Below are 25,860 nucleotides of genomic sequence, written 5' to 3'. Positions count from 1 at the left end.
TCAGAGCAGGACGCAGGCTTCGTCGAACCCGAGGCGCGGGGCGCGGGGGAACGGATCCTCGGCCACGCCGTAGCCGAGATTGATCAGGAAATTCGACCGCCAGCCCTGGTCGGAGAGGAAGGTCTGGTCGACCCTCGCCTTGTCGAACCCGGACATCGGGCCGCAATCGAGCCCGAGGGCGCGGGCGGCCATGATGAGATAGGCCCCCTGCATCGTGCCGTTGCGGAAGGCGGTTTCCTCGGCGAGGTCGGGGTTGCCGGCGAACCAGCCGCGGGCATCGGCATGGGGGAAGAGCTTCGGCAATTCTTCATAGAATTGCGGGTCGTGCGCGACGATGACGGTGACGGGGGCGGACATCGTCTTGTCGATATTGCCGGGGTTGAGGGCGGGTTTCAGCCGCTCGCGCGATTCGGGGCTGCGCAGGAAGAGGAAGCGCGCGGGCGAGCAATTGGCCGAGGTGGGGCCGTATTTGAGCAGGTCGTAGAGTTTTTGCAGCGTGTCGTCCGGGACCGGCGTGTCGGTCCAGGCGGATTTGGTGCGGGCGGTGCGGAACAGCGCATCGAGCGCGCCGGCATCGAGGGTCATGCGGGTCTCCGTCGGGTTCGGGGCGTCAGGCCAGCTGGCTCAGGCCATTACCTGCTGCACCGATTTCACTTCGGGGACGTAATGTCTGAGCAGGTTCTCGATACCCATCTTGAGGGTCGCCGTCGAGGAGGGGCAGCCGGAGCAGGCGCCCTGCATGTGCAGCGACACCACACCGTCGCGGAAGCCGCGGAAGACGATGTCGCCGCCATCGCCGGCGACCGCGGGGCGGACCCGCATGTCGAGCAGTTCCTTGATCTGGTCGGCGATCTCGCGGTCGGCCGGATCGACATCCTCCGCCGCGTCTTCCTGCGCGCTGTCCATCACCGGGCGGCCGGAGAGGAAATGCTCCATGATCGCGCCGAGCACCTGCGGCTTGAGCGAGGGCCACGCGCCCGGATCGTCGCCGGTGACGGAGATGAAATCGGCGCCGAGAAAGACGCGGACCACGCCGGGCAGCGCGAACAGCGACGCGGCCAGCGGGCTCGACGCCGCGGCATCGGCGGTGTCGAAATCGGCCGAGCCCTGGCCGAGCACCTCGCGGCCGGGGAGGAATTTCAGCGTGGCGGGGTTGGGGGTAACATCGGTTTCGATGAACATTGGTGGTCTCCGTCGTCAAACCGGACCTGTGCGGTCCTCTCCGGGACAACATCGTCCCGAACGGGGCAAAGAACAAGGGGGGTGACGCAGGGCAAAACCGCGGATGAAATCGCCGTAGGCCATGATTCCGACACGGCGGCGCCAGCATCGCGTCATGAAACGCAGGCTAGAGCGGGATGGTTCAACCAACCGGAGTTCCGACATGAAGCCGATCCGCGCCGTCCGCAGCCTTCGCACCCACGCCCCCGCCGCCTTGCTGGCCGCGACCATGGCCGGCGCCTCGATCGCCGCAATCGCCCTGCCGCATGCGAGGGCGGCGACCCCCGAAAGCAAGACCACGAGCAAGACCACGACCACGACCACAACGGCCCCTGCCCCGCATTCGCGCATGCTCGTCCATGTCGATCACCGGCTCGCGGCGCTGAAGGCGAAGCTGCGGATCACCGCTTCCGAGCAGCATGCCTGGCACGGTTTCGCCCAGGTCTCGCGCGACAACGCGACCGCGATCGCGACGCTCTACCAGAGCCGGGCCGCGCATCTCGCGACGATGAACGCGGTGCAGAACATGGAATCCTTCGCCGCGATCCAGGCGAAGCAGGCGGACAACATGAACAAGCTGACCGCCGCGTTCCAGACGCTCTACGGCAAGCTCGACGCGAGCCAGCAGAAGACGGTCGATTCCATGTTCCGGGCCTATGCCGAGCACCACATGGCGCATCACCGGAAGCTGCACGCCAAGGGCTGACGCCCCCTCAGCGCTCGGCGAGGACGAGGCGGCGGCGGCCGGCGCGCAGCGGGATGACGCCGGCGACGTCCTTCGTCGCCTCGGTGATGACGACGCCGCCGGCCTGGGCGGCGATGCGCCGCCCGACACGCTCGACCAGCGGGGCGGCGCGGAGGACGGCGCGGCCGCCGAGCGGGGGGAGGAACAGGGCGGCGTCGCGCTGCTCGACCCGGAACAGCGACTCGGCGAGCATCCGACCGAGTTGCGCGGGCGAATAGGGCTGGCCGTGGCCGAAGGGCGTGCGGTCGAGATAGGCCCAGGACGAGGCGCGGTTGGGCACCACCACGATCATCCGCCCCGCCGGGCGCAGCACCCGCCACGCCTCGCGCAGCAGGCGGCGGGCGGTTTCGGCGTGTTCGAGACCATGGATCAGCAGCAGCCGGTCGATGCTGACATCGGCGAGCGGCAGGGCATCGTCCTCGACCAGCACGCTGAGGCCGGGGCGGGAGACGGGCCAGGGGGCGGCGCCGATCTGCGCCGGCACCGCGGCGATGCAGCGCGTCGCCCGGTCGCGCCAGAGCCGCAGATAGGGGCCGGGATAGCCGAGGCCGAGAACCTCGAGGCCGCGCGCCTCCGGCCAGAATGCGCGCAGCCGGGCGCGGATCAGCCGGGCGGTGGCGGCGCCGCGCGGCGTGGCGTAGAAATCGGCGATCGAGGGCGCATCGAGACGCATTCCTCCCGTATAGCATGAGAGAAGGACGGATCATGACGATTTCCCATCGCGGCTTCACGATCACGCGGGTGCCGATGCTGGCCGACAATTATGCCTGGGCGGTGGCGCATGGCGGGGCGAGCGCCTTCGTCGATCCGGCGGATGCGGCGGCGGCGATCGCTTCCGTCGAGGCGGCGGGCGGGCGGCTGGACTGGGTACTGCTGACGCATCATCACGACGATCATATCGCCGGGGCGGTGGAACTCGCGGCGCGGTTCGGCGCGCGTATCGCCGGCAATGCGGCGGATGCGGCGCGGCTGCCGAAGCTGGATGCGGCGCTGGCGCCGGGGGAGACGATCGATCTCGGCGGGGCTGCGGTCAGGATGATCGCGACACCGGGGCATACGGTCGGGCATGTCGCCTATGTGTTCGGCGATGCGGCTTGCGCCTGCGGCGATACGCTGTTCAGCCTCGGCTGCGGGCGGATGTTCGAGGGCACGCCGGCGCAGTTCCATGCCAGCTTGCAGGCGCTGGCGGCACTCGACCCCGAGATGCTGATGCTGTGCGGGCATGAATATACGCTGTCGAACGCGCGGTTTGCCCGCCATGTCGATCCTGACAACGCGGCCGTGGCGGCGCGGGCGGCGGAGGTGGAGCTTCTGCGCGCGGCGGGCGCGCCGACGCTGCCGGTGCGGCTCGCCGACGAGCTGGCGGCCAATCCCTTCCTCCGCGCCGCCTCGGCCGAGGAATTCGCCCGGCTGCGCGCCGCCAAGGACAGGTTCTGAACCGGCGGCGGGCCGGGGCAGAGTCTGATCCCGGCGGCGGGCCGGGGCAAAGATCAGGGCGAGAGCAGCGGGGCGATCTGATCGAGCACGGCGGCGTCCTCGATCGTGGGCGGGATGACGGGTTTGGCGCCGTTCGCCATCTGCTTCATCGTCGCGCGGAGGATCTTGCCGGAGCGGGTCTTGGGCAGGCGCTGGACCACCAGCGCGTCCTTGAACGCGGCGACCGGGCCGATGCGCTCGCGCACCAGGGCGACGAGTTCGGCGGCGATCTCGGCATCCGGCCGGGCGACGCCGGATTTCAGCACGACGAGGCCGAGCGGCACCTCGCCCTTCACCGCGTCCTGCCGGCCGATCACCGCGCATTCGGCGACGTCCTGGTGGGCGGCGAGGACCTCTTCCATCGCGCCGGTCGACAGGCGGTGGCCGGCGACGTTGATGATGTCGTCGGTGCGGCCCATCACCCAGATATCGCCATCCGCATCGACCATGCCGGCATCGCCGGTGCGATACCAGCCGGGGAAGGTTTCGAGATAGGCGCGGCGGTAGCCCTCGTCGTCCTGCCAGAGGGTGGGGGCGCAGCCGGGGGGCAGCGGCAGGCGGATGGCGAGGGCGCCGACCTCGCCCTGGGGCATCAGCCCGCCCTCGGGGTTGAGGGCCTGGACATCGTAGCCCGGACAGGGGCGGCCGCCGGAGCCGGGCTTGAACGCGGTGAGGCCGAGGCCGCGGAAGCGGGCGGAGATCGGCCAGCCGGTTTCGGTCTGCCACCAATTGTCGATCACCGGCTTGCCGAGCAGGGCGGCGATCCATTCGGCGGTCGGCGGGTCGCAGCGTTCGCCGGCGAGGAACAGGGCTTCGAGTTTCGAGAGATCATGCTGGCGGGTGAGCGCGCCCTCGGGATCCTGCTGCTTGATCGCGCGCAGGGCGGTGGGGGCGGTGAACAGGGTTTTCACCCCGTGCTCGGCGCAGACGCGCCAGAAGGCGCCGGCATCCGGCGTGCCGACGGGCTTGCCCTCGTACATCACGGTGGTGACGCCGGCGAGCAGCGGGGCATACACGATATAGGTGTGGCCGACGACCCAGCCGACATCGGAGGCGGTCCACATCACCTCGCTCGCGCTGCCGGGGCCGGGATGGACGTCGTACATCATCGGGATGGTGGCGGCGAGGGCGACGGCGTGGCCGCCATTGTCGCGGACGATGCCCTTGGGCCGGCCGGTGGTGCCGGAGGTGTAGAGCACGTAGAGCGGGTCGGTCGCGGCGACGGGGACGGGATCGTGCGGGGCGGCGGCGGCCTCGGCGTCGAGATAATCCTCGTCGCGGCCGGGGACGAGATCGGCGCGCAGGGCCTCGCGCTGGAAGATCAGGCAGGCGCGCGGCTTGTGGGCGGCGCGATCGAGAGCAGCGTCGAGGATCGGCTTGTAGGGCACGATGCGGCCGGGTTCGAGGCCGCAGGAGGCGGCGATGACCAGTTTCGGCTCGGCGGAATCGATGCGGCTGGCCAGCTCGGGGGCGGCGAACCCGCCGAAGACGACGGAATGGATGGCGCCGAGCCGGGCACAGGCGAGCATCGCGATCGCCGCTTCGGGGACCATCGGCATGTAGATCACCACGCGGTCGCCCTTCGCGACACCGCGGGCGGCGAGCGCGCCGGCGAGTTTCGCCACCCGGTCGCGCAGGGCGCGATAGGTGTAGCGGGCGATGCGGCCTTCCATCGCGCTGTCCCAGATCAGGGCGATGCGCTCGCCGGCGCCGGCGGCGATGTGACGGTCGAGGCAGTTGGCGGCGGTGTTCAGCGTGGCGCCGGGAAACCAGCGCCCGAACGGACCCTGGGTGGGGTCGAACACTTTTTCATAGGGGGTGATCCAGTCGATCCGGCGGGCGGCCTCGGCCCAATATTCCTCCGGGGCGTTGTGCCATTGATCATAGCGCGCCTGGTATTCGCTGGACATTTTTTCGCTCCCCTTGTTTCCGTTGGCCGGCTGTTACGGGCAGACTAGGAGCAAGCGGCGCCGCGGGCAATCAGGGCGGCGGCGTATTGGCGCGGGATCGCAAGAGATAGCGCGCTGGTCTTTCTGGTAGCTTGGGACAACGCGCGAATTTTCAGGCAGCGCAGAGTAAAACGCTGCTGGAGGTCCGGGCGGGAATCGAACCCACATTCAAGGATTTGCAGTCCTCTGCATAGCCACTCTGCCACCGGACCGGCGCGGCTTACCCCGGCTTATCGGGCGGGGACTGGCCGCGGTCAAGCCCCGGGGGATCGATGACTTTGCCGGATCGGCCGGCGCGTCCTATAGAGGGGCGGCTCCAGCGTAGAGGATCTCCGATGTCGGACAAAGAAGGATATTTCCGCGCCGCCCGCACGATGATGGTGGACGGCCAGATCCGGCCCAACAACATCGCGGACGACCGGATCATCATCGCCATGCGCACGATCCGGCGCGAACGATTCTGCCCGGCGGCGCAGGCGAATCGCGCCTATGCCGATGCCGACCTGCCGCTCGGCGGCGGGCGGTTCATGCCGGCGCCGCTGAGCGTGGCGCGGCTGGCCTATTTCGCCGCGGCGGCACCGGGCGCGCGGGTGCTGGTGGTGGGGGCGAACACCGGATATTGCGCCGCCTTGCTGGCGTCATGCGGCGCGGTGGTGACGGCGCTGGAGGAAGATGCCGGCCTGCGCGCGGCGGCGGCGGCGGCGCTGGCCGCCGAGGCGCCGGAGGTGCGGCTGGTCGGCGGCGCGCTCGCGGCGGGAGCGCCGGCGGCGGCGCCGTTCGACGTGATCGTGATCGAGGGCATGGTGGACGCGCTGCCGGAGGGATTCGCCGCACAGCTCGCACCGGGCGGTCGGCTGGTGTGCGTGCTGCGCGAAGGCGGGATCGGCCGGATCGTGGTGGCCGAGGCGGTCGGCGGGCGGTTTGCCCATCGCGCCATGGCGGATTGCAACATGCCAGCGCTTGCCGCGTTTGAACGTAAGACAGCATTCAGTTTTTGATATCATGATGGATTTGATGTCCGCATTTAAGGAGACAGCACTTTTGCGAGCAGAACGGGCGAGGCCGGGAGTCCGGCGGATTGCGGCGGCGCTTTCGGCAGCACTGCCGGCGGTGGCGTTGCTCGGCGCGCCGGTGGTGGCGTTGCTCGACGCGCCGGTGGCGCGGGCGGCGGGCGGCGATCGCCCGTCGACGCTGACCGCCGCACTGGCGGAAGCCTATTCCAACAACCCGACCTTGCAGGAGCAGCGCGCGACGCTGCGCGCGACCGACGAGAACGTGCCGGCGGCGCTGGCCGGCTGGCGGCCGACGATCACCATCCAGGGCTCGGCCGGGCGGGTGGACGAGACCTCGGAATCGGCGTTCAATAGCATCAACTCCCTTACCGGCGCGACGACGCTGACGCGCAACAGTCTGACTGCGGCGCGCAACGAGGCCAGCGGGCAGATCACCGTCAACCAGTCGATCTTCGATGGCGGGCTGACGATCGCCAAGGTTCACCAGGCGAAGAACGACGTCTATGCCGCGCGGGCGCAGCTGCTCGCGACCGAGCAGGACGTGTTCGGCAAGGTGGTGACCGCCTATGTCACCGTGATTACCGACCGGCACCTGCTCGACCTCGACCGCAGCAACGAGGGTGTGCTGGCGCAGCAGCTCCGCGCGGTGAAGGACCAGTTCAAGGTTGGCGAGATCACCGAGACCTCGGTGGCGCAGGCCGAGGCCTCGCTGGCGGGGGCGCAGGAGCAGATCGCGGTGGCGAAGGGCAACCTGCACATCGCCGAGGAGAATTTCCGCCAGCTGGTCGGCGCCTATCCGGCGAAGACGCTGGTGCCGCCGCAGCCGCTCGCCCTCGGGCACCAGGGCAAGGCGGCGCTGGCGCGCGCGGCGCTGGCCAACAACCCGGCGGTGGTCGCGGCGCTGTTCACCATGGCGTCGAAAAAGGACGGGGTGGATGCGGCGGTGGCCGGGCTCGGGCCGCAGCTCTCGCTCTCGGCCTCGGCCTTCGACCAGTCCAACCCCGGCGGGCCGCATTCGCGCGCCACCGGCGGGCAGATCCTCGCCAATCTCACCATCCCGCTCTACCAGGGCGGCAAGGAATATGCCGCGATCCGCCAGGCGCGGGACAATGTTCAATACGCCTATGCCGGGGTGATCGACGCGCAGCGCGCCGCCGTGCAGCAGGCGACCCAGGCCTTCGAGGGGTTGCAGGCGGCGCGGGCGGCGATCGTCAGCAGCCGGGCGCAGATCAGGGCCGACGCCATCGCGCTCGACGGCACCGAGCGGCAGGAGATCGTCGGCACGCGCGACACGCTCGACGTGCTGAACGCGCAGCAGCTGCTGTTCAACGCGCAGACCACGCAGATCCAGAACATCGCCACCGAGGTGAACGAATCCTACGCCATCGCCGCGGCGGTCGGCCGGCTGACCGCGAGCGACCTCGCTCTGCCGGTCACGCAATATGACGATCTCAAATATTATGACACCGTGAAGGGCGCGCTGTTCGGCAACGGCAACGAAGCCTTCCGCAATGCCGGCATCACGCCGGACGGCACCCTCCTCGCCCGGCCCAAAACGACGCCGAGCGGGCCCAGCGAACTGCACATCAAGCCAGGGGGCACCAACCCATGAGCGGAACGCCACCGGATCCCGCGGCCGAACCCTCGATGGACGAAATCCTTTCCTCCATCCGCCGCATTCTCAAGGACGATGACCCCGTCGCCATGCCGGCGGCGGAGACGGCGCAGGCCGGCGGCGCCGCACCCGCCGCGGCGAAGCCGGTGCTCGACCTCGACCCGACGATGATGGTCGCGGAAGGGCGCATCGCGCCGAAGCCCGAGGGCGAGCTTCAACAAGGCGGCGCCATGGCGGCGGGGGCGACGCTGTCGCGCGCCACACCGCCGGGCATGGCGACGGAGCAGACGATCGATACCGAAGCGGTCGCGCTGCGCGATCCCGAGCGGCTGGTCAGCCCTGCCGCGGCACAGCGCGCCGCCGAGCATATCGGCACGCTGCGCCGCACGGTCGCACCGGAGCGCGGGCTGTCGCTCGGGCGCGGCGACATCACCGTCGAGGACCTGGTGCGGGCGGAATTGCGGCCGATGCTCAAGGCCTGGCTCGACGAGCATCTGCCCAACGTGGTCGAGCGGATCGTGCGGTCGGAAATCGAACGGCTGATCGGCGAGGACGGCCCGTAAGCGGCGCCGGGCGGGCTTTCGTCCCTGCCCGGTTTCGCGCATAAGGGCGTCATGCTGGACAAGACTTTCGACCCCACCGCGTTCGAGACGCGGCTTTACGAAATCTGGGAAAACGCCGGTGCCTTCGCCGCCGATCCCACGCGCGCGGCCGCACCCTTCACCATCATGATCCCGCCGCCCAACGTGACGGGGAGCCTGCATGTCGGCCATGCGCTGACGATGACGCTGCAGGACGTGCTGATCCGGCATCACCGGATGAGCGGGCGGGATGCGCTGTGGCAGCCGGGCACCGACCATGCCGGCATCGCCACCCAGCTGATGGTGGAGCGCGAACTCCAGCGCGAGGGCACATCGCGCCAGGCGATCGGCCGCGCGGCGTTCCTCGACCGGGTGTGGAGCTGGAAGTCCGAGCAGGGCGGCACCATCACCCGCCAGCTGCGCCGGCTTGGCGCCTCGCCGGACTGGTCGCGCGAGCGCTTCACCATGGACGAGGGCCTGTCGGAAGCAGTGCGGACCATTTTCGTCCGGCTGTTCAATGACGGGCTGATCTACCGCGCCAAGCGGCTGGTGAACTGGGACCCGGTGTTCCGCTCGGCGATTTCTGACCTCGAGGTCGAGATGCGGGAGGTGAAGGGGAATCTCTGGCACCTGCGCTACCCGATCGAGGGGACGGAGCGGACCATCACGGTGGCGACGACGCGGCCGGAAACGATGCTCGGCGATACCGCGGTGGCGGTGCACCCGACCGACGAGCGCTATGCCGACCTGGTCGGCCGCACCGTGATCCTGCCGATCACCGGGCGGCGGGTGCCGATCGTCGCCGACGAGCATTCCGATCCGGAGAAGGGATCGGGCGCGGTCAAGATCACGCCGGCGCATGATTTCAACGATTTCGGCGTCGGCCAGCGGCATGAGCTGGCGATGCCCTCGGTGCTGGACCGCGAGGCGCGGATCACCCTCGCCGAGATCCGCGCCGAATGCGCGCCGGCGGATGCGGCGTTTCTCGATGGTCTCGACGGGCTGGACCGGTTCGAGGCGCGGCGGCGGATCGTAGCACATCTCGACGAGATCGGCGCGCTGGAAAAGATCGAGCCGCATGTGCACGCGGTGCCGCATGCCGACCGCTCGAACGCGGTGATCGAGCCGCTGCTGACCGAGCAATGGTTCTGCAACGCCGAGGCGCTGGCGGGGCCGGCGATCGCGGCGGTGGAGGACGGGCGGGTGCAGTTCGTGCCGAAATCGTGGGAGAACACGTATTTCGCCTGGATGCGCAACATCGAGCCCTGGTGCATCTCGCGCCAGCTCTGGTGGGGGCACCGGATTCCGGCCTGGTATGCGCCGGATGGGAGCGTGTTCGTCGCCGAGACCGAGGCGCAGGCGCAGGCACAGGCCGAGGTGCGTTTCGGCGCGAGCGTCGCGCTGCGGCAGGACGAGGACGTGCTCGACACCTGGTTCTCCTCCGCCCTCTGGCCGTTCTCCACCCTCGGCTGGCCGGAGCAGACGCCGGAGCTTGCCCGCTACTATCCGGGCGACGTGCTGGTCACGGGGTTCGACATCATCTTCTTCTGGGTCGCCCGGATGATCATGATGGGGATGTACGCGATGGGCGACGTGCCGTTCCGCACCGTCATGATCAACGGGCTGGTGCGCGACGAGCGCGGCCAGAAGATGAGCAAGACCAAGGGCAACGTGATCGACCCGCTGGCGCTGATCGACCAGTTCGGGGCGGATGCGCTGCGCTATACGGTGATCGCGCAGAGCGGGGCCGGGCGGAACATCAAGCTCGGGCCGAACATGGTCGAGGCCAATCGCAGCTTCGTCACCAAGCTGTGGAACGCGGCGCGGTTCTGCGAGATGAACGCCTGCCGGCCGGAGGCGGCGTTCCGCCCGGAGGCAGCGACGCTGCCGCTCTCGCGCTGGATCCTGGATGCGGCGAACCGCGCCATCGTGGAGGCGACCGAGGCGCTGGAGGGGTTCCGCCTCGCCGATTATGCGCAGGCCTGCTACCGCTTCACCTGGGGCGATTTCTGCGACTGGTTCCTCGAACTGGCGAAGCCGGCTCTGGCCGGCGATGACGAGGCCGCGCGCGAGTTGCGGGCGGTGGCCGCGCATGTGCTGGGCCTGCTGCTGCGGCTGCTGCATCCGGTGATCCCGTTCGTCACCGAGGCGCTATGGGACGAGTTCGGCTATGGCGCGCCGGGTTCGTTGATCCGCACCGCCTGGCCGGTGCCGGCCCCGGTGGCAGAGGCGGCCGCGGCGCGGGACGAGGTGTCGTGGGCGATCCGCGCGATTTCGGAAATCCGCGCCGTGCGCAGCGAGATGAACGTGCCGGCGGCAACGCGGATCGACCTGCTGATCCGCGACGCGGCGCCGGAGACGCTGGCGCGGGCGGCGCGCTGGCGCGAGGAGATCGGCCGGCTCGCCCGGGTGGCGACCCTCGCCCCGCTGGAGGGCGAGATGCCGCAGGGCGCGGCGCAGGCCATCCTCGACGAGGCGACGCTGGTGCTGCCGCTCGCCGGCATCATCGACCTCGCCGCCGAGCGCAAGCGGCTGGCGACGACGCGGGCCAAGGCCGAGGCCGAGGCCGGCAAGCTGCGCGGCAAGCTCGGCAACGAGGATTTCGTCCGCCGCGCGCCGGAAGAGGTGATCGCCGAGAACCGCGAGCGGCTGGAAGCGGCCGAGGCGGAGATGGCAAGGCTGGACGCCGCCCTCGCCCGCATCGCATGATCGGCGGAGCAGTTTCGGCCGCGTGACGGCCGCCGCGCGGGGCGGTGGCGGGGCGGCGCAGGGAGATGCCGGATGAACCGTTCCGCCGCGACCATCGCCGTCATTCTCGTCGTGCTCGGCGTGCTCATCGCCGTGCCGCTGCAACTGGCCATTCCCGGCGCCATCGTGGCGCTGCTCGGCATCGTCTGCGGGCTGACGCTCAGGACAGCGAACGAATGGGAGCGCGCGGTGGTGCTGCGGCTCGGCCGCTTCGCCGGCATTCGCGGGCCGGGCGTGTTTTTTATCATCCCGGTCATCGAGACGGTCTATGTGCTGGTCGATACCCGCAAGCAGAGCACGATCATCAGCGCGGAGAACACGCTGACGCTGGATGGCGTTTCGGTCGCGGTGGATTCGGTGCTGTTCTGGAAGGTGGAGGATGTGCGGCGGGTGGCGACCGAGCTGACCGATTATCGCGCGATGATCGGCCAGGTGGCGCAGACCTCGCTGCGGGAGATCATCAGCGGGATGGTGCTGGGCGAGATTCTCGGCAATCGCGAGACGATGGATGCGAAGATCCGCGCCGCGATCGCCGCCAAATCGCAGGATTGGGGGATTGGCGGGATCGCGGTCGAGATTCGCGACGTGCGGATCCCGGCCGAGCTGAACGACGCGATGAGCCGCAACGCGCAGGCGGAGAAGGAGAAGCAGGCGCGGGTGACGCTGGCGAGTTCGGAAGTGGCGATTGCCGAGCAGATCGTCCATGCCGGGGAGGTTTATGCCGCCAACCCGATGGCGCTCAAGATCCGGCAGATGAACCTGGTTTACGAGATGAACAAGGACCGGGGGGCGACGATCCTGCTGCCGACGGAGCTGGCCGGGGCGATGACCGCCGCGCTGAAGGGGCTGACGCCGGAGGGCTGAGCCTCAGGCGCCTGCCGCCTAGAGCACTTTCCGATCCGATTGGATCGGATGTAGTGCTCTATCATATTGATAAGTCGAGCATCATCCGATCAGATGATTCCATCTGATCGGATGATGCTCTAGCCGGCCGGTTCAGGCTCCGGCGATCGTCATGCTCTCGATGCGCAGCGTCGGCGTGTCGGTGCCGCGGCGGAATTCGAGGTCGTTCGCCGGGGTGAGATGGAGGAACATCTCGCGCAGATTGCCGGCGACGGTGAGTTCGGCGACCGGCTCGGCGAGCTGGCCGTCGCGGATCATGAAGCCGGCGGCGCCGCGCGAATAATCGCCGGTGATGCCGTTCACGCCCATGCCGATCAGCTCGATGACGTAGAGGCCGAGGCCGATATCGGCGATCAGCGCCTCGGGCGAAAGCGCGCCGGGCTGCATGTAGAGGTTGCTCGGCGCCGGGGATGGCGGGCCGGACGTGCCGCGGGCGGCGTGGCCGGTGGTGGCGAGGCCGAGCTGGGCGGCGCTGCGGGTATCGAGCAGCCAGGTGGTGAGCCGGCCATCCTCGATCAGCGCGCGGCGGGAGACGGTCTGGCCCTCGCCGTCGAAACTGCGCGAGCGCAGGCCGCGGCGGCGCAGCGGATCGTCGATGATGGAGATGCCGGGGGCGAAGATCGCCTGGCCCATCGCATCCTTGAGGAAGCTGGTGCCGCGGGCGATGGCCGCACCGTTGATGGCGCCGGCGAAATGGCCGAGCAGCGAGCCGGCGACGCGGGGGTGATAGACCACCGGGAGTTTCGCGGTGGCCGGGCGGCGCGGGTCGAGCCGGCTGACCGCGCGCTCGGCGGCGGCGCGGCCGAGGAAGGCGGGGTCGGCGAGGTCGGCGCCGTGGACGGCGGCGGAATATTCATAGTCGCGCTGCATCCCCACCCCTTCGCCGGCGATGGGCGAGACGGAGATGCCGTGACTGGAGCGGGAATAGGCGCCGGCGAAGCCGCGCGAGGTGGCCAGCGCGACGTGGCTGCGCGACCAGGAGGCGCCCGCACCCTCGGAATTGGTGATGCCCTTGACCGCGAGGGCGGCCTCTTCGGCCGCGGCGGCGCGGGCGAGCAGCGCCTCGACGCCGGGTTCGGCCGGATCGTCCATGTCGAGCGGGGCGGAATCGGGCGGGGGCGGCGCGTCGGGGATGGTGGAGAACCGATCCTCGGGGACGACGCGGGCCATCGCCACCGCCTGTTCGGCGAGGCGGGCGAAGCCTGCGGGGTCGATCGCGCCGGAGGAGACGATGGCGCTGCGGCTTCCCACAAACACGCGCAGGCCGACCGTGTCGCTCTCGGAGCGCTCGATCTCCTCGACCTTGCCGAGGCGGCGGCCGACGGAGAGCGAGGTGCCGGAGCCCATCAGCGCATCGGCGGAATCCGCTCCGGCGCGCTTCGCGGCGTCGAGCAGGGCGTCGAGCAGGGCGAGCCGGTTCACGCCGCCAGCCTCTCGATGATTTTCGGCATTTGCGGCACGCGGCCGACCGGGCCGATCGCGGCAAGCGTGGGCTTGGCGCGGAAGATGCGGGCGGCGACGCTGGTGATGTCGTCCACCGTCACGGCGTCGATTTTCGCGACGGTTTCGGCGGTCGGGACGATGCGGCCGAAGATCTGCCACTGGCGGGCGATCTGCTCGCAGCGGCTGCCCGTGCTTTCCAGCGACATCAGCAGCCCGGCCTTGACCTGGGCGCGGGCGCGGCGGAGTTCGGCCTCGGAGACGCTCTGGCGGACCTTGGCCAGCTCGCCGAGGGTGACGGGGACGAGTTCCGCCGCCTCGGCTTCGCCGGTGCCGGCATAGATGCCGAACAGCCCGGCATCGCGCGCCGGCAGGGCGAAGCTGTAGATCGAGTAGACAAGGCCGCGCTTCTCGCGGATTTCCTGGAACAGGCGCGAGGACATGCCGCCGCCGAGCAGGGTGGAGAGCAGCATCGCGGCGTGGAAATCGGGATCGGCGTAGCCAACGGCGGGGAAGCCGAGGACGAGATGCGCCTGGTCGAGATCGCGCAGCTCGCGGTATTCGCCGCCGGCGTACTCGGCCGGCAGCGGCTCGGCGCGGGTCGCGGCCGGCAGGTCGGCGAAATGCTTCGCCACGAGATCGACCACGCGGGCGTGTTCGAGATTGCCGGAGGCGGCGACGACGAGGTTCTCGGGCGTGTAATGCGCCTTCATGTAGCGGCGCAGCGCATCCGGCCCGATGGCGCGGATGATGTCCTCGGTGCCGAGGGTGGGCCAGCCCATCGGCTGGTCGGGATAGGCGGCGAGCTGGAAATGGTCGAACACGATATCGTCCGGCGTGTCGTTCGCCTGGCCGATCTCTTGCAGGATGACGCCGCGCTCGCGCTCGAATTCCGCCGGATCGAAGGTGGAATGGCAGAGAATGTCGCCGATGATGTCGATGCCGAGGGAGAGATCCTCCTTCAGCAGCTTCACGTAATAGGCGGTCTGCTCGCGCGAGGTGTAGGCGTTGATGTGGCCGCCGACATCCTCGATCGCCTCGGCGATGGCGGCGGCACTGCGCCGCTCGGTGCCCTTGAAGGCCATGTGTTCGAGGAAATGCGAGACGCCGTTTTCCGCCGCCGTCTCGTGGCGGGTGCCGACGCCGGCATAGGCGCCGAAGGAGACGGTCTCCACCCGGTCCATCCGTTCGGTCAGGATGGTCAGGCCGGAATCGAGTTTCGTCACCTGCACTGTGTCACTCATGCATCGTTCCTGTGCGCGAAATGGCGGACCAGGGCCTCGACCTCGCCGAGGCTGTTGGCCGCGCGTACGAAATGTTCATCCCGATGATATAGGTCGGCCAGCCGCTCTGGCAGCCCCGGGCGGATGCCGATCGCGCGGTGCATCGCATCGGGGAACTTCGCGGGGTGCGCGGTTGCCGCCGCGATGACCGGCACGCCGACCGGGGCGGCGGCGCGGGCGGCGGCGATGCCGATCGCGGTATGCGGGTCGGCCATGTAGCCGGTTTCGGCGCGGATCCGGGCGATTTCGGCAAGAGTCGCCGCATCGTCGAGGGCGAGGCCGGCGAAGTCCCGCCGGACCGACTGCCAGACCTCGCTTGGAACCTGCATCGAGCCGGTGGCGCGGAAATCGGTCATGGTGCGGGCGGTGGCCGGCGCATCCCTGCCCAGCGCCTCGAACAGGAGGCGCTCGAAATTCGAGCTGACCTGGATGTCCATCGAGGGGGAGACGGTCTCGACCACGCCGACGGTGCGCATGTCGTTGGCGGCGAGGAAGCGGGCGAGAATGTCGTTCGCATTGCTGCCGACGATGAAGCGCTCGATCGGCAGGCCCATCTGGCGTGCTGCCCAGGCGGCGAGGATGTTGCCGAAATTGCCGGTCGGCACGGCGACGGCGACCGGGCGGTCCGGCGCGCCGAGGGCGAGGGCGGCGGCGACGAAATAGGGGATCTGGCCGGCGATGCGGGCCCAGTTGATCGAGTTGACCGCCGACAGGCGCAGTTCGGTGCGGAAGGGCGCATCGGCGAACATCGCCTTCACCAGGTCCTGGCAGTCATCGAACGTGCCGGAGAGGGCGATGTTGAGGACGTTGCGGGCGTTGACCGTGGTCATCTGCCGGCGCTGGACCTCGGAGGTGCGGCCTTCGGGGTGGAGGATCGCGATATCGACCCGCAAGCGGTCGCGGCAGGCCTCGATCGCGGCGGAGCCGGTATCGCCGGAGGTGGCGCCGACGATCGTCACCCGCTCGTCGCGGGCGGCGAGGACATGGTCGAACAGGCGGCCGGCGACCTGGAGGGCGAGATCCTTGAAGGCGAGGGTCGGGCCGTGGAACAGTTCGAGCACGAAGAGCGAGGGTTCGAGCTGGACCAGCGGGACCACGGCGGCGTGATCGAAGCCGCGATAGGACGCGCGGGTGATGGCTTGCAGATCGTCGAAGCCGATGGCGCCGCCGGTCATGAACGGGGCCATGACGCGGGCGGCCAGCTCGGCATAGGGCAGGCCGCGCAGGGCGCGCCATTCGGCTGGCGAGAAGGTCGGCCAGCTCTCGGGGACGAACAGCCCGCCATCCTCGGCGAGCCCGGCGAGCAGGACGCCGTCGAAATCGCGGGACGGGGCCGCACCGCGGGTGGAGACGTAGCGCATCGGCAGGTCGTTCCTGGAAAAGCGTCAGCGTGCGGCGCCGCGCGCGGGGGCGGCGCCGCCCCGGATCAGGCGTTGGCGGCCGGCTGGCCCTCGGCCTCGGCGCGGCGGGCCTGCCAGAGGCCGACGAAATCGACCGGGCCGAGCATCACCGGCGGGAAACCGCCATCGCGCGTGACATCGGCGAGGATGTTGCGGGCGAAGGGGAAGAGCAGGCGCGGGCATTCGACCAGCAGCACCGGCTCCATCTGGTTTTCCGGGATGCCGGTCAGGGTGAACACGCCGGCATAGGCGAGGTCGGCGATGAAAACGGTCATTTCCTTGCCGGCTTCGGCGCCGTTGCCGGATTCGGCGGGGGCCGGATGGGTCGCCTCGGCGCGGGTGGTCAGGGTCACCTCGAAGACATCGGCATCGTCCTGCAGGCGCTGGACCTGGACGTCGAGATTGATGTTCACGTTCGGGGCCTGGCGGAGAAGCGTGTAGATCGAGGGCGCACCGGGCACCTCGAAGGACAGGTCCTTGGTGTACTGGATGTTGAGGGTGAGCGGCGCGATCTGCGATTCAGACATGGGGGGTGGCTCCGTTTGACTGGAGGCCCGCCTAGCACAGGGCCGCGTTTGGTGCCAGCATGGCGGGACGAGGAGTGTTGGACCATGAACAGGAGCGTGTTCATCGATGGCGAGGCCGGCACCACCGGCCTGCAGATTGTGGAGCGGCTGCGCCGGCTGCCGGGGGTGGAGCTGCGCAGCCTCGATCCCGCGCGGCGCCGCGACCCGGCGGCGCGGCGGGCGATGATGGAAGCGGTCAATCTCGTCGTGCTGTGCCTGCCGGACGAGGCGGCGCGCGAGGCGGCCTCGATGGTCGAGGGCATGGGCAGTGCGGCGCCGCGCCTGCTCGACGCCAGCACCGCGCACCGCGTCGCACCCGGCTGGACCTATGGCTTCGCCGAACTCGCGCCGGGACAGGCGGCGGCGATCGCGGCGAGCCCGCGGGTCGCCAATCCCGGCTGCTATGCCACCGGCGCCATCGCGCTGCTGCGCCCGCTGGTCGATGCCGGGTTGGTGCCGGAGGATCATCCGGTCGCGATCAATGCGGTGTCGGGCTATTCGGGCGGCGGCAAGGCGATGATCGCGGATCATGAGCAGCAGGGCGGGCCGGCCTTCGAGCTGTATGCGCTGTCGCTCAACCACAAGCACCTGCCGGAGATCGCGGCCCATGCCGGGCTCGCGCGGCGGCCGATCTTCGTGCCCTCGGTCGGGCATTTCCGCCAGGGGATGCTGGTGTCGATCCCGCTGCATCTCGACGCCCTGCCCGGCCGGCCGACGGCGCGCGAGATCGGCTCGGCGCTGATGGAGCGCTATGACGGCGGCGGGCAGGTGGTGGTGCGCCGCACACCCTGCGAGCAGCGGGTCCAGGCGGCGGTGGCCGAGGGGTCGGACCTGATGGAGCTGTTCGTCTTCGAGAACGAGGCGGAGAGCCAGGCGGTGCTGGTGGCGCGGCTCGACAATCTCGGCAAGGGCGCCGCGGGGGCGGCGGTGCAGAATATCGGCCTGATGCTCGGGCTGGCGGCGCGGCAGGCGGCGGAGGCCTCCTCCGCCTGAGCTTGACCCGCCGCGGCGCGCCGCCCACCATGCGCGCCGAGAGGAGGGCATTCCCATGCGACTGTTCATCGCCCTCGACCTGCCGCGGGAGATCCGGCAGACGCTCGCCGGCTTCGCCTTCAACCTGCCGGGGGCGCGCTGGGTGCCGGCGCAGAACATGCACATCACGCTGCGCTTCATCGGCGAGACCGGGCGGCTTCAGGCCGAGGAGATCGACCACGCGCTCGCCGCGATCCGCGCGCCGGGGTTTCCGCTCACCCTCGCCGGCGCCGGCTGGTTCGAGAAGGGCGGCCGGGCAAGCTCGCTGTGGATCGGGGTCGAGCGGAACCCGGCCTTGCTGCATCTGCAATCGAAGATCGAGACCGCGCTGCGGCGGATCGGGCTGGCGCCGGAGCGGCGGCGCTACGCCCCGCACGTGACGCTGGCGCGGATGGACCTGCCGGTGGGGCCGCGCTTCGCCGAATTCGTGCAGAGCCACAATCTCTACCGCTCGCCGCCGATCGGGGTGGAGCACATGATCCTGTTCAGCTCGCAGCTCAGCGCCGATCATCCGGCCTATACGGCGGAGGTCGAGTATCCGCTCGGCGCGGCGGCTGGCCGGCGCGAAGATGAGCGCGAGGAGGCGGATGTGGAAGAAGGCAGGGACGAAGGGGACTGGCGGTAGGGCAGAGCATCATCCGATCAGATGGAGTCATCTGATCGGATAAAGATGCTCTGTTTATCAATGTGATAAGGCATTATCCGATCAGATCGGGTCATCTGATCGGATAATGCTCTGGGGTCCGGGCCTGGCGGGGCGGACATGGAAACGGCCCGGATCGGGGGATCCGGGCCGCCCCACGGTCAGGCGTGAGCCTGCATTACTTCATCGTGGGCATCACGAATTCGGCGCCGGCGCGGATGCCGGTGGGCCAACGGGTCGTGATCGTCTTGAGCTTGGTGTAGAAGCGCACGCCTTCCGGCCCGTGCATGTGGTGGTCGCCGAACAGCGAGGCCTTCCAGCCGCCGAAGGAGTGGAACGCCATCGGCACCGGGATCGGCACGTTGATGCCGACCATGCCGACCTGGATGCGGTGGGCGAATTCGCGGGCCGAATCACCGTCGCGGGTGAAGATCGAGGTGCCGTTGCCGAATTCATGGGCGTTGATCATGCCCGCCGCCTCGTCGAAGCTGCCGGCGCGGACCACCGAGAGGACCGGGCCGAAGATTTCCTCGCGGTAGATCTTCATCTCCGGGGTGACGCGGTCGAACAGCGTGCCGCCGATGAAGAAGCCGTTCTCGTAGCCCTGGCGGCGGAAATCGCGCCCATCGACGACCAGCTCGGCGCCGGCGGCGACACCCTCGTCGATATAGCCGCGCACCTTGTCGAGATGCTGGCGGGTGACGAGCGGGCCCATCTCGGCCTCGGGATCGGTGCCCGGGCCGATGCGCAGGTCGCGCACGCGGGGGGCGAGGCGCTCGACCAGCGCGTTGGCGGTTTTCTCACCGACCGGTACGGCGACCGAGATCGCCATGCAGCGCTCGCCGGCGGAGCCATAGGCCGCACCCATCAGGGCATCGACCGCCTGGTCCATGTCGGCGTCCGGCATGATGATCATGTGGTTCTTCGCACCGCCCAGCGCCTGGGCGCGCTTGCCGTGGCGGGCGGCGGTTTCGTAGATGTAGCGGGCGATCGGGGTCGAGCCGACGAAGCTGACGGCGGCGATGTCCGGGTGGGTCAGCAGCGCGTCAACCGCGGTCTTGTCGCCATGCACGACGCTGAACACGCCATCCGGCAGGCCGGCTTCCTTCAGCCATTGCGCGAGCAGCAGGGCGGCCGAGGGGTCGCGCTCGGAGGGCTTGAGGATGAAGCTGTTGCCGCAGGCGAGGGCGACGGGGAACATCCACATCGGCACCATCGCCGGGAAGTTGAACGGCGTGATGCCGGCGACGACGCCGAGCGGCTGGCGGACGGAGTGGCTGTCGATCCTGGTGCCGACATTCTCGGTGATCTCGCCCTTGAGCAGCAGCGGGGCGGCAGTGGCGAACTCGACCACCTCGATGCCGCGCTGCACCTCGCCCTTCGCATCCGAGATCACCTTGCCGTGCTCGGCGGAGATCACCGCGGCGAGATCGTCGATGCGCTCTTCGAGGATGTGCAGGAAGCGGTTGAGGATGCGCGCGCGGCGCAGCGGCGTGGTTTCGGCCCAGCCGGGAAAGGCCTTGCGGGCGGAGGCGATGACCGCCGCGATCTCGGCTTCGGAGGCGAGCGGAACCTGGGCGGCGACCTCGCCGGTGGCGGGGTTGTAGACCGGCGCGGTGCGGCCGCTCTGGCCCGGCACGAGGCGGCCCTCGATGAAATGCTGGATCTCGGTCGGCATGGAATGGTCCTCCGTCTTGTTTGATGGCGGGATGTGTTTTCGCGCTTTGAATTCCGCATATCAACACCCAGGATTGCGGCATCGATGTGCGTGAAATAACGTCAGGCGCGATGCAGTGGGACCGGATCAGGATTTTTCTCGCGATTGCGCGGCAGGGCCAGATTCTCGGCGCGGCGCGGCAGCTGCGGCTGAACCACGCGACGGTGGGGCGGCAGCTTTCGGCGCTGGAGGCGGAGCTGGGGGCGAAGCTGTTCGAGCGGCATACCGGCGGCTGCACCCTGACCGGGGCGGGCGAGGCGCTGCTGATCGCCGCCGAGCGGGCGGAATCGGAGTTCCTGCGCGTCGGCACTGCGCTGGCGGGCACGGCGGAGACGGTTTCGGGCGTCGTGCGCGTCGGCGCGCCGGACGGGCTCGGCAATTATTTCCTCGCCCGCGAGCTTGGCGCGCTGGCGGCGCTGCACAAGGCGCTGACGATCCAGCTGGTGCCGCTGCCGCGCACCTTCTCGCTGTCGCGGCGGGAGGCGGACCTGGTGATCACGCTGGAACAGCCGCAGCAGGGGCGGCTCGTGGTGCGCAAGCTCGCGGATTACACGCTCAGCGTCTATGCAGCCGCGTCCTATCTCGACCGGCACGGGCCGATCCGGCGGCAGGAGGATCTCGCCGGGCACCTGCTCGTCACCCATGTCGAGGAACTGGCCTACAGCCCGGCGCTCGACTACGCGGCGACGCTCGGGCGGATCATGGAGCGGCATTTCGAGTGCGGCAGCGTGGTCGGGCAGATGGAGGCGGTGCGGGCGGGGCACGGGATCGGCATCCTGCACGATTACGCCGCCGCCGGGTTTCCCGAGCTGCGCCGGCTGCTGCCGGAAATCCGCTTTACCCGCAGCTACTGGCTGATCGCCCATCCCGATACCTACCGGACCCGGCGGGTGAGCGAGGTGGCGCGGCATATCGGCGCGCGGCTCGCGGCGGCGCGCGCGGAGCTGGTGTTGCCCTGATCCGGCGCAAGGCGCGGATCGATACAATTCGCGCATGAATGTTATTGAAAGTCCGGAGGTTCATCGAAGCGTCACAGAGGCCCATCTCCAACTCCGTAAGCCGGCTGCTCCCTGCCGGCGGAAACCGACGGAACGGACAACGAGCCTTCCGCGACAAGGAGAAGATCAATGACGAAGACAATGAAGATCATGGCGGCGGTTGCAGGTTTGACGGTGATGACGGCGGGCAGCGCGATGGCGGGCCAGCTGCAGGCCAACAGCCAGCCGATCGCGGCCGAAGCCTCGCACAACCCCACCGTGACGTTCGGCAACAGCGCCACCGCCGGCACCCCGGCCGGGACGCAGACGCCGGTGACCACCTCGCCGGGCTTCACCCCGTTCGCGGGTAACTGAGACCCTGGCTATCCCGGCCCCTCCGGGGCCGGAGGATGACGGCCCTTCCGGGGCCGGAGGATGACGGCCCTTCCGGGGCCGTGAGGATGACGGCCCTTCCGGGGCCGTGAGGATGACGAAAGGCGGACGTGGCCAGGCCACGCCCGCCTTCTTCGTGTCTGGTCCCGCGCGGATTGATCGGGATCAATGCGGAGATACGGCCCGGCTTCCAGGATCGGTCGTGCAACACGCCATCCGGAAGGAGACGCTCGGTGCCGAAACTGCCGCCGCGAACCGCCCGCCTTGCTCTTGCGGCGGTGCTGCTGGCTGCCGCGCTCGCGGCGGTGATGTTCCTTCTGGACCGGACGCCGCGCCGCACCGCGCTCGTTCTCTATGGCAATGTCGATCTGCGCGAGACGATGCCGGCCTTCGAGGTGAGCGGGCGGGTGACGCGGCTGCTGGTGCAGGAGGGCGCGCCGGTGCGGCGGGGTGAGCTGCTCGCGACGCTGGATGCGACCTTGTATCAGGATGCCCTCGCCGCCGCCGAGGCCGATCTCGCCGGGCGCAAGGCGGCGCTGGCGAAGCTGCTCGCCGGCTCCCGCCCGGAGGAGATCGCGCAGGCGCGGGCGACCATGCAGGCGCTGCTCGCACAGGCGGAGAATGCGGGGCTCGCCTATCGCCGGCTCGCCACCCTCAGCCGCCGGCACGCCGCGAGCCTGCAGGACCGGGACAATGCCCGCGCCGCCTTCCGCAGCGCGCGCGACCAATATACCGCGTCTCGCCAGGCCTATCTCCTCGCGGTGAAGGGGCCGCGGGCGGAGGACATCGCCGCCGCCCGCGCCGCCCTTGACGCGGCGCGCGCCGCCGTCGCCCTCGCCCGGCGCAATCTCGACGAGACCCGACTGCGCGCGCCGCAGGATGGCGTGATCGAGGACCGCATCCTGGAGACCGGCGACATGGCCTCGCCGGCAACGCCCGTGTTCACCATCGCCCTGCCCTCCCCGCTCTGGGTGCGCGCCTATGTGCCGGAAACCGCGCTCGGGCGGCTGCGCCCCGGCATGGCGGCGAGCGTGAGCACCGACAGTTTTCCCGGCACGCGCTATCGCGGCTGGGTCGGGTTCATCTCGCCGAGCGCCGAGTTCACGCCACGCACGATCGAAAGCCCGGACCTGCGCACGGCGCTGGTCTATCGCATCCGCGTCTATGTCTGTGATCCGCGCGGGCAGCTGCGGCTCGGCATGCCGGCGACGGTGCGGATCGGGACGGCGGCGGCGGTGACGGGGGATGCCGGCTGCGGGGGCGGGCATGATGGCGGGCGATGACGCGCCGGCGCTGCGCCTCGACCGGGTCTGCCGGCGGTTCGGCGGCGGCGGGCGGGTGGTCGACGCGGTGGAGGAGGTCAGCGCCGCGGTGGCGCATGGCGGGATCACCGGGCTGATCGGCGCCGACGGGGCGGGCAAGACCACGCTGATGCGGCTGATCGCCGGGCTGCTGCGGCCGGATCGCGGCGGGATCGAGGTGCTGGGCATCGATGTGCGGCGCGATCCGCTCGCGGTGCAGGGGGAAATCGGCTACATGCCGCAGCGCTTCGGGCTGTACGAGGAGCTGACGGTCCGGGAGAATCTCGACCTCTATGCCGATCTGCACGGGGTCGCGGCGGCGGCGCGGGAGGCGCGCTATGCCACGCTGATGGCGATGACCGGGCTTGCGCCCTTCACGGCGCGGCGGGCGGGGCGGCTTTCGGGCGGGATGAAGCAGAAGCTCGGCCTCGCCTGCACGCTGGTGCAGCCGAAGCGGCTGCTGCTGCTCGACGAGCCGACCGTGGGGGTCGATCCGGTCTCGCGCCGGGAATTGTGGGAGATCATCGACCGGCTGACCGCGCGCGAGGGGGTGACGGTGCTGTTCAGCACCGCCTGTCTCGACGAGGCGGCGCGCTGCCGCGATGTGTTGCTGCTGCACGAGGGGCGGCTGCTGGCGCAGGGCCCGCCGGAGCGCTTCACCGCGCCGATGGCGGGGCGGATTTTTCGCGCCGCCGCACGGGAGGGCGGGCGGCGGCGGTTGCAGGCGGTCCTTGCCGCGACGCCCGGGGTGATCGACACCGTGATCGAGGGGCGGTTCGTGCGGGTGGTGAGCGAGGCGGCCTCCTGGCAGACGCCGCCGGGGATCGACCTCGTGGCGGCGGCGCCGCGCTTCGAGGACGGGTTCGTCGATGCGCTGCTGCGCGCGCGCGGCACGGCGCGGACGGGCGCGCCCGCCACCCCTGCCCTGCCGGCTCCGGCGAGCGGGGCGGCGAAGACCGTCATCGCGGTGGAGCGGCTGACGCGGCGGTTCGGCGATTTCATCGCCGTCGACGCCATCAGCTTCGAGGTGCGGCGAGGCGAGATCTTTGGCCTGCTCGGCGCCAACGGGGCGGGGAAATCGACCACGTTCCGCATGTTGTGCGGCCTGCTGCCGGCAAGCGCCGGGCGGCTCGACGTCGCCGGCTACGACCTCAGGCGCGCGGCGGCGGCAGCACGCGGGCGGATCGGCTACATGGCGCAGAAATTCTCGCTCTATGGCGATCTTACCGTGGGCCAGAACCTCGCCTTCTTCGCCAGCGCCTACGGGCTGCGCGGCGGGCGGCGGGCGGCGCGGATCGGCTGGGCGATGGCGGAATTCGGGCTCGGCGCGATGCGCGACGCCGCCGCGCGCGACCTCGCCCTCGGCTATCGCCAGCGCCTCGCCCTCGCCGCAGCGCTGATGCACGCGCCGGACATCCTGTTTCTCGACGAGCCGACCTCGGGTGTCGATCCGCTGGCGCGGCGGGAGTTCTGGCGGCGGATCGGCGCGCTGGCGGAGGCGGGGGTGACGGTGCTGGTCACCACCCATTTCATGGAAGAGGCCGAGTATTGCGACCGGCTGGTGATCATGGCGCAGGGGCGGATTCTCGCCGAGGGCACGCCGGATGCGATCCGCGCCGGGGCGGCGGACGCGAGCCGGCCTGATCCGACGATGGAGGATGCGTTCATTGCCGTGATCGGCAAGGCGACCGGCGCGGAGTTTGGCGCGGAGACCGGGGGGAAGGCGGCATGAACGGCGCGGCACGGCGGCGGGTGCGCGGGCTGATGCGCAAGGAGGTAGTGCAGATCATGCGCGACCCGTCTGCGCTGGCGATCGCCTTCCTGCTGCCGGCCATCCTGCTCTGGCTGTTCGGCTATGGCGTGACGCTGGATGCGCGGCGGGTGCCGCTCGGCATCGTGGTGGAGCAGCCGGGGGCGCTGGCGGCGAGCTTCGTCGCCGGGTTCGACCGCTCGCGCTATTTCGCGCCGCACCGCTATCAGAGCGGCCAGGCGGCGGAGCGGGCGATGGCGGCGGGCAAGGTGAGCGGCATCGTCTGGCTGCGCGTCGATTTCGGCCGGCAGGCGCGCACGGCGCGGGGCGCGCCGGTCGGCATCGTCATCGACGGGGTCGACGCCAATACCGCGCGGCTGGTGGAGGGCTATGTCCGGCAGGTCTGGGCCTTGTGGGTGGTGGCGACGGCGGCGCGGCAGGGGACGGGCGATCCGATCCCGCTCGATATCCGCCCGCTTGTGCGGTTCAACCCCTCGGTCAACAGCCGGCATTATCTCATCCCCGGGCTGATCGCGCTGATCATGACGCTGACCGGCGCGCTGCTGACCGCCCTCGTCATCGCCCGCGAATGGGAACGCGGGACGATGGAGGCGCTGATGGTGACGCCGGTGACGCTGCGCGACATCCTGATCGCCAAGCTGGTGCCGTATTTCGCGCTCGGCATGGGCGGGATGTTCGGCTCCGTCGCGATCGCGGTGCTGCTGTTCGGCGTGCCCCTGCGCGGCTCGATCGTCGTGCTCACCTTCTGCGCCGCGCTGTTCATGCTGGCGACGCTCGGCATGGGGCTGGTGATCTCGACGGTGGCGCGCAACCAGTTCGTCGCCGGGCAGATCGCGCTGATCACCACCTTCCTGCCGGCCTTCATCCTGTCGGGTTTCGTGTTCGACCTGCACAGCACGCCGGGCTTCGTGCAGGCGATTTCGCATGTGGTGGCGGCGCGGTATTTCATTGCGATATTGCAATCAGTTTTCCTCGCCGGCGACGTGTGGAGCGTCATCCTGCCCAATGCGGCGTATCTCGCGCTGCTGGCGGCGATCTTTCTCGCCCTCGCGCGGGCGCTGGCGCGCAAGCGGCTGGACTAGGCGG

Annotated in this window: 23 protein-coding genes and 1 tRNA gene; 14 read left to right on the top strand and 10 right to left on the bottom strand. The window is 70.0% G+C overall.

Features of this window, described 5'->3' with window-relative positions; translation table 11 throughout:
* A complete protein-coding gene (locus tag HUW10_RS15035; RefSeq protein ID WP_174504230.1) occupies positions 1–585 on the bottom strand; it encodes a malonic semialdehyde reductase in 585 nt (194 codons plus the stop codon).
* 39 nt (positions 586–624) lie between these two features.
* Positions 625–1,182 carry a NifU family protein gene (locus HUW10_RS15030; RefSeq protein WP_174504229.1) on the bottom strand — a complete coding sequence of 186 codons (558 nt, stop codon included), beginning with the start codon at positions 1,180–1,182 and terminating at the stop codon, positions 625–627.
* 202 nt (positions 1,183–1,384) lie between these two features.
* Between HUW10_RS15030 and HUW10_RS15025 the strand changes: the two genes are divergently transcribed.
* A complete protein-coding gene (locus HUW10_RS15025) occupies positions 1,385–1,927 on the top strand; it encodes a Spy/CpxP family protein refolding chaperone (protein ID WP_174504228.1) in 543 nt (180 codons plus the stop codon).
* 7 nt (positions 1,928–1,934) lie between these two features.
* Here the strand turns inward: HUW10_RS15025 and HUW10_RS15020 are convergent, their stop codons facing one another.
* Positions 1,935–2,639 (bottom strand): methyltransferase domain-containing protein, encoded by a 705-nt coding sequence (locus HUW10_RS15020; RefSeq protein WP_174504227.1) that lies wholly within the window; start codon positions 2,637–2,639, stop codon positions 1,935–1,937.
* A gap of 32 nt (positions 2,640–2,671) precedes the next feature.
* Here HUW10_RS15020 and gloB point away from each other — a divergent pair, with 32 nt between their 5' ends.
* Positions 2,672–3,403 carry a hydroxyacylglutathione hydrolase gene (gene gloB / locus HUW10_RS15015; RefSeq protein ID WP_174504226.1) on the top strand — a complete coding sequence of 244 codons (732 nt, stop codon included), beginning with the start codon at positions 2,672–2,674 and terminating at the stop codon, positions 3,401–3,403.
* 53 nt (positions 3,404–3,456) lie between these two features.
* Here gloB and HUW10_RS15010 read toward each other — a convergent pair whose 3' ends face one another.
* The gene (locus tag HUW10_RS15010) at positions 3,457–5,352 is read right to left on the bottom strand and encodes an AMP-binding protein (RefSeq protein ID WP_174504225.1); all 1,896 of its coding nucleotides are present in this window, start codon (positions 5,350–5,352) and stop codon (positions 3,457–3,459) included.
* 177 nt (positions 5,353–5,529) lie between these two features.
* Positions 5,530–5,603: transfer RNA gene (locus HUW10_RS15005), tRNA-Cys, on the bottom strand.
* A 123-nt stretch (positions 5,604–5,726) separates the two neighbouring features.
* Here HUW10_RS15005 and HUW10_RS15000 point away from each other — a divergent pair.
* The 5 genes from HUW10_RS15000 to HUW10_RS14980 all read left to right on the top strand — a co-directional run bounded on the left by HUW10_RS15000 (position 5,727) and on the right by HUW10_RS14980 (position 12,212).
* Positions 5,727–6,389 (top strand): protein-L-isoaspartate O-methyltransferase, encoded by a 663-nt coding sequence (locus HUW10_RS15000; RefSeq protein ID WP_174504224.1) that lies wholly within the window; start codon positions 5,727–5,729, stop codon positions 6,387–6,389.
* Positions 6,390–6,405: 16 nt separating this feature from the next.
* Positions 6,406–8,016, top strand: a complete 1,611-nt coding sequence (locus HUW10_RS14995) for a TolC family outer membrane protein (protein ID WP_174504223.1) — start codon at positions 6,406–6,408, stop codon at positions 8,014–8,016.
* Positions 8,013–8,582, top strand: a complete 570-nt coding sequence (locus HUW10_RS14990) for a DUF2497 domain-containing protein (protein ID WP_174504222.1) — start codon at positions 8,013–8,015, stop codon at positions 8,580–8,582. Before HUW10_RS14995 ends, HUW10_RS14990 begins: the two co-directional genes overlap by 4 nt.
* Before the next feature lie 51 nt (positions 8,583–8,633).
* Positions 8,634–11,309, top strand: a complete 2,676-nt coding sequence (locus tag HUW10_RS14985; RefSeq protein ID WP_174504221.1) for a valine--tRNA ligase — start codon at positions 8,634–8,636, stop codon at positions 11,307–11,309.
* Positions 11,310–11,381: 72 nt separating this feature from the next.
* Positions 11,382–12,212 carry an SPFH domain-containing protein gene (locus HUW10_RS14980; RefSeq protein ID WP_174504220.1) on the top strand — a complete coding sequence of 277 codons (831 nt, stop codon included), beginning with the start codon at positions 11,382–11,384 and terminating at the stop codon, positions 12,210–12,212.
* 132 nt (positions 12,213–12,344) lie between these two features.
* On the opposite strand, the gene HUW10_RS14975 is transcribed toward HUW10_RS14980, so the two are convergent.
* The 4 genes from HUW10_RS14975 to secB all read right to left on the bottom strand — a co-directional run bounded on the left by HUW10_RS14975 (position 12,345) and on the right by secB (position 16,901).
* Positions 12,345–13,673, bottom strand: coding sequence for a TldD/PmbA family protein (locus tag HUW10_RS14975; protein WP_174504219.1), 1,329 nt, complete (start codon positions 13,671–13,673; stop codon positions 12,345–12,347).
* Positions 13,670–14,935, bottom strand: a complete 1,266-nt coding sequence (locus HUW10_RS14970) for a pitrilysin family protein (RefSeq protein ID WP_174504218.1) — start codon at positions 14,933–14,935, stop codon at positions 13,670–13,672. Before HUW10_RS14970 ends, HUW10_RS14975 begins: the two co-directional genes overlap by 4 nt.
* Positions 14,932–16,335: a threonine synthase gene (thrC, locus tag HUW10_RS14965; protein WP_174504217.1), complete on the bottom strand. Its 1,404-nt coding sequence runs from the start codon at positions 16,333–16,335 to the stop codon at positions 14,932–14,934. The genes HUW10_RS14970 and thrC overlap by 4 nt, the downstream gene beginning before the upstream one ends.
* A gap of 65 nt (positions 16,336–16,400) precedes the next feature.
* A complete protein-coding gene (gene secB / locus HUW10_RS14960) occupies positions 16,401–16,901 on the bottom strand; it encodes a protein-export chaperone SecB (RefSeq protein ID WP_174504216.1) in 501 nt (166 codons plus the stop codon).
* Positions 16,902–16,985: 84 nt separating this feature from the next.
* Between secB and argC the strand changes: the two genes are divergently transcribed.
* Positions 16,986–17,933: an N-acetyl-gamma-glutamyl-phosphate reductase gene (argC, locus tag HUW10_RS14955; RefSeq protein WP_174504215.1), complete on the top strand. Its 948-nt coding sequence runs from the start codon at positions 16,986–16,988 to the stop codon at positions 17,931–17,933.
* A 55-nt stretch (positions 17,934–17,988) separates the two neighbouring features.
* The gene (thpR, locus tag HUW10_RS14950; RefSeq protein WP_236656423.1) at positions 17,989–18,597 is read left to right on the top strand and encodes an RNA 2',3'-cyclic phosphodiesterase; all 609 of its coding nucleotides are present in this window, start codon (positions 17,989–17,991) and stop codon (positions 18,595–18,597) included.
* Positions 18,598–18,793: 196 nt separating this feature from the next.
* Here thpR and HUW10_RS14945 read toward each other — a convergent pair whose 3' ends face one another.
* Positions 18,794–20,293, bottom strand: a complete 1,500-nt coding sequence (locus tag HUW10_RS14945) for a CoA-acylating methylmalonate-semialdehyde dehydrogenase (protein ID WP_174504214.1) — start codon at positions 20,291–20,293, stop codon at positions 18,794–18,796.
* Between the two features lie 110 nt (positions 20,294–20,403).
* Here HUW10_RS14945 and HUW10_RS14940 point away from each other — a divergent pair, with 110 nt between their 5' ends.
* The 5 genes from HUW10_RS14940 to HUW10_RS14920 all read left to right on the top strand — a co-directional run bounded on the left by HUW10_RS14940 (position 20,404) and on the right by HUW10_RS14920 (position 25,856).
* The gene (locus HUW10_RS14940; protein ID WP_174504906.1) at positions 20,404–21,291 is read left to right on the top strand and encodes a LysR family transcriptional regulator; all 888 of its coding nucleotides are present in this window, start codon (positions 20,404–20,406) and stop codon (positions 21,289–21,291) included.
* A 168-nt stretch (positions 21,292–21,459) separates the two neighbouring features.
* Complete coding sequence (locus HUW10_RS14935) at positions 21,460–21,684, top strand: hypothetical protein (RefSeq protein WP_174504213.1); 225 nt, start codon at positions 21,460–21,462, stop codon at positions 21,682–21,684.
* 251 nt (positions 21,685–21,935) lie between these two features.
* Positions 21,936–22,985, top strand: a complete 1,050-nt coding sequence (locus HUW10_RS14930; protein WP_174504212.1) for an efflux RND transporter periplasmic adaptor subunit — start codon at positions 21,936–21,938, stop codon at positions 22,983–22,985.
* Entirely contained in the window at positions 22,948–24,735 is a 1,788-nt protein-coding gene (locus HUW10_RS14925; RefSeq protein WP_236656420.1) for an ATP-binding cassette domain-containing protein, read from the top strand. Before HUW10_RS14930 ends, HUW10_RS14925 begins: the two co-directional genes overlap by 38 nt.
* Positions 24,732–25,856, top strand: coding sequence for an ABC transporter permease (locus HUW10_RS14920; protein ID WP_174504211.1), 1,125 nt, complete (start codon positions 24,732–24,734; stop codon positions 25,854–25,856). Before HUW10_RS14925 ends, HUW10_RS14920 begins: the two co-directional genes overlap by 4 nt.
* Positions 25,857–25,860 lie beyond the last annotated feature (4 nt).

Source organism: Acidiphilium sp. C61 (assembly GCF_905116885.1).
In the GTDB taxonomy this organism is placed as follows: domain Bacteria; phylum Pseudomonadota; class Alphaproteobacteria; order Acetobacterales; family Acetobacteraceae; genus Acidiphilium.
The sequence above is the reverse complement of the archived record's forward strand: the minus strand, read 5'-3'. Positions and strand labels throughout refer to the sequence as shown.